The sequence below is a fragment of the Enterobacter sp. CM29 genome (assembly GCF_013179605.1).
GTDB classification, from domain to species: domain Bacteria; phylum Pseudomonadota; class Gammaproteobacteria; order Enterobacterales; family Enterobacteriaceae; genus Enterobacter; species Enterobacter intestinihominis.
On record NZ_JABMCU010000291.1, the window covers coordinates 1 to 3,556 of the forward strand.

The window sequence follows — 3,556 nt, forward strand, 5'->3', positions numbered from 1 at the left end:
ATTCTGGAGGTTTACGTGGACGTCAGACAAAGCATCCACAGTGCGCACGCAAAAACGCTGGATACTCAGGGGCTGCGCAGTGAGTTTTTAGTTGAGCAAGTGTTCGAAGCCGACAAGTACACCATGGTCTACAGCCATATTGACCGCATTATTGTGGGCGGGATTATGCCGGTGGCGAAAACCGTCTCCGTGGGCGGTGAAGTGGGCAAACAGCTGGGCGTGAGCTACTTCCTCGAACGCCGTGAACTGGGCGTGATTAACATTGGCGGGCCGGGCACCATAACCGTCGATGGCCAGTGCTACGAAATTGGTCACCGTGACGCGCTGTACGTCGGCAAAGGCGCGAAAGAAGTGGTGTTCGCCAGCATCGATGGCTGCAAACCGGCGAAGTTCTACTACAACTGCGCCCCGGCTCATACGACTTACCCAACCAAAAAAGTCACGCCAGCGGACGTTGCCCCGGTGACCCTTGGTGACAACCTCACCAGCAACCGCCGCACCATCAATAAATACTTCGTACCGGATGTGCTGGAAACTTGCCAGCTCAGCATGGGGCTGACCGAGCTTGCGCCGGGCAACCTGTGGAACACCATGCCGTGCCATACCCACGAGCGCCGCATGGAAGTCTATTTCTACTTCAACATGGATGAAGATGCCTGCGTGTTCCACATGATGGGACAGCCGCAGGAAACTCGCCATATCGTGATGCACAACGAGCAGGCGGTCATTTCGCCAAGCTGGTCCATCCACTCTGGCGTGGGAACGAAAGCTTATACCTTTATCTGGGGTATGGTCGGTGAAAACCAGGTCTTCGATGACATGGACCACGTCGCTGTTAAGGATCTGCGCTAGTCGCAGGCAGTTAAGCACACATCTGCCTGTTGGTGACAGGCGCTGAACGATTAAGGAACAAACATGATTCTGGATGCATTTTCTCTGCAGGGTAAAGTGGCTGTGGTTTCCGGGTGTGACACCGGGCTGGGGCAGGGTATGGCGTTAGGTCTGGCGGAAGCGGGCTGTGATATCGTCGGGATTAACATCGTAGAGCCAACGGAAACCATCGAGCGCGTCACCGCGCTGGGCCGTCGTTTCCTGAGCCTGACCGCGGACCTGCGCAAAATCGATGCGATCCCTGAACTGCTGGATCGCGCGGTGGCGGAGTTCGGGCATATCGATATTCTGGTCAACAATGCGGGCCTGATTCGCCGTGAAGATGCGATTAACTTCAGCGAAACGGACTGGGACGACGTGATGAACCTGAACATCAAGAGCGTGTTCTTTATGTCCCAGGCGGCTGCGAAGCACTTCATCGCGCAGGGGAAAGGCGGCAAGATCATCAATATTGCCTCCATGCTCTCTTTCCAGGGCGGCATCCGCGTACCGTCTTACACCGCATCGAAGAGCGCCGTGATGGGCGTGACCCGTCTGCTGGCGAACGAGTGGGCGCAGCACAATATCAACGTCAACGCGATTGCGCCGGGCTACATGGCCACCAACAATACCCAGCAGCTGCGTGCTGATGAAGAGCGCAGCGCGGCAATTCTGGAACGTATTCCAGCGGGTCGCTGGGGTCTGCCGAGCGATCTGATGGGCCCGGTTGTGTTCCTGGCTTCTCCGGCTTCGGATTACATTAACGGCTATACCGTCGCCGTTGACGGCGGCTGGCTGGCACGTTAATTCAGCCTTAATAAAGAACCTCTGCCCTCGGGTGGAGGTTTTTTTTGCGCCAAAATTGGCTTTATCCATATCCTTAAAGATGAAAAATCCATACTAAAAAGGAATAAATGACGGGTATCACACATTTATTGCTTAAATATTAACTAATTAATAAAAAATAAGGTTAAACCACCCTGATTTGAAATTGTAATGTCCATCACAGAACGGTATGTCGTAGCGAAATAATCCATATCTTCACCAGTTCCGACCTGACACTTTCTTCCGGTATCTCGTAATTTCACTTAACGAATTTCGCTGTTGAGGCAGGAAACTATGACATCTATAAATGACTCTACCCTTATGCCCGCTGCGCTGCGCGATACCCGACGCATGAACCAGTTTGTTTCTGTTGCGGCCGCCGTAGCCGGTCTACTGTTTGGTCTGGATATCGGCGTTATCGCTGGCGCACTGCCCTTTATTACCGACCACTTTACGTTAAGCAACCGCCTGCAAGAGTGGGTGGTGAGCAGCATGATGCTGGGCGCGGCCATCGGCGCGTTGTTTAACGGCTGGCTGTCGTTCCGTCTCGGGCGCAAATACAGCCTGATGGTTGGGGCGATCCTGTTCGTCGCAGGCTCCATCGGCTCCGCGTTTGCGACAAACATAGAAGTGCTGCTGCTTTCACGCGTGCTGCTTGGCGTAGCGGTGGGTATCGCGTCCTACACCGCGCCGCTTTATCTCTCTGAAATGGCAAGTGAGAACGTGCGCGGGAAGATGATCAGTATGTATCAGCTGATGGTGACGCTCGGTATCGTGCTGGCGTTTCTGTCGGATACGTACTTCAGCTACAGCGGCAACTGGCGGGCAATGCTTGGCGTGCTGGCGCTGCCTGCGCTGCTGCTGATTGTGTTAGTCATTTTCCTGCCGAACAGCCCGCGCTGGCTGGCGCAAAAAGGGCGTCACGTGGAGGCGGAAGAGGTGCTGCGCATGTTGCGCGACACGTCTGAAAAAGCGCGTGAAGAGCTGAACGAAATCCGCGAAAGCCTGAAGCTGAAGCAGGGCGGCTGGTCCCTGTTTAAGGCGAACCGCAACGTGCGCCGCGCGGTGTTCCTCGGCATGCTGTTACAGGCGATGCAGCAGTTTACGGGGATGAACATCATTATGTATTACGCCCCGCGCATTTTTAAAATGGCCGGTTTTACCACCACCGAACAGCAGATGATCGCCACGCTGGTGGTGGGGCTGACCTTTATGTTCGCCACCTTTATCGCGGTGTTCACCGTTGATAAGGCCGGACGTAAACCCGCCCTGAAAATTGGCTTTAGCGTGATGGCGCTCGGCACCTTAATCCTTGGCTACTGCCTGATGCAGTTCGATAACGGCACGGCGTCAAGCGGCCTCTCCTGGCTCTCCGTGGGCATGACCATGATGTGTATCGCCGGTTACGCGATGAGCGCCGCGCCGGTAGTGTGGATCCTGTGCTCTGAAATACAGCCGCTGAAATGCCGCGACTTTGGTATCACCTGTTCCACCACCACCAACTGGGTGTCGAACATGATCATTGGCGCGACCTTCCTGACGCTGCTGGATGCGATTGGCGCGGCAGGCACCTTCTGGCTCTATACGGTGCTGAACGTGGCGTTTATCGGTGTGACCTTCTGGCTGATCCCCGAAACCAAGGGCGTGACCCTGGAGCATATTGAACGCAAGCTGATGAGAGGGGAGAAACTACGTAATATCGGCGTGTAATGTAATTGCCCGGTGGTGCTTCGCTTACCGGGCCTACGATACCGTGTAGGCCGGGTAAGCGGCTTAGTGTTTACCGCATCGCACGTCTCAAAATACGCTCCGCCTGACGCTGGAAGTCAGCGGCCGTCTCTTCCACGGTTTTCTGCCCGTA

General features: G+C 55.1%; 4 protein-coding genes. 3 read left to right on the plus strand and 1 reads right to left on the minus strand.

Features of this window, described 5'->3' with window-relative positions; translation table 11 throughout:
- Positions 1–15: 15 nt before the first annotated feature.
- From kduI to HP459_RS22020, 3 genes are all read left to right on the plus strand, one after another.
- Positions 16–852 (plus strand): 5-dehydro-4-deoxy-D-glucuronate isomerase, encoded by an 837-nt coding sequence (kduI, locus tag HP459_RS22010; protein WP_023306864.1) that lies wholly within the window; start codon positions 16–18, stop codon positions 850–852.
- 63 nt (positions 853–915) lie between these two features.
- The gene (kduD, locus tag HP459_RS22015; protein WP_003862835.1) at positions 916–1,677 is read left to right on the plus strand and encodes a 2-dehydro-3-deoxy-D-gluconate 5-dehydrogenase KduD; all 762 of its coding nucleotides are present in this window, start codon (positions 916–918) and stop codon (positions 1,675–1,677) included.
- Positions 1,678–1,989: 312 nt separating this feature from the next.
- Positions 1,990–3,405, plus strand: a complete 1,416-nt coding sequence (locus HP459_RS22020; RefSeq protein WP_023298523.1) for a sugar porter family MFS transporter — start codon at positions 1,990–1,992, stop codon at positions 3,403–3,405.
- Positions 3,406–3,475: 70 nt separating this feature from the next.
- On the opposite strand, the gene HP459_RS23630 is transcribed toward HP459_RS22020, so the two are convergent.
- Positions 3,476–3,556 (minus strand): hypothetical protein (locus HP459_RS23630; protein ID WP_253939671.1); only part of this gene is annotated, 81 nt, incomplete at its 5' end.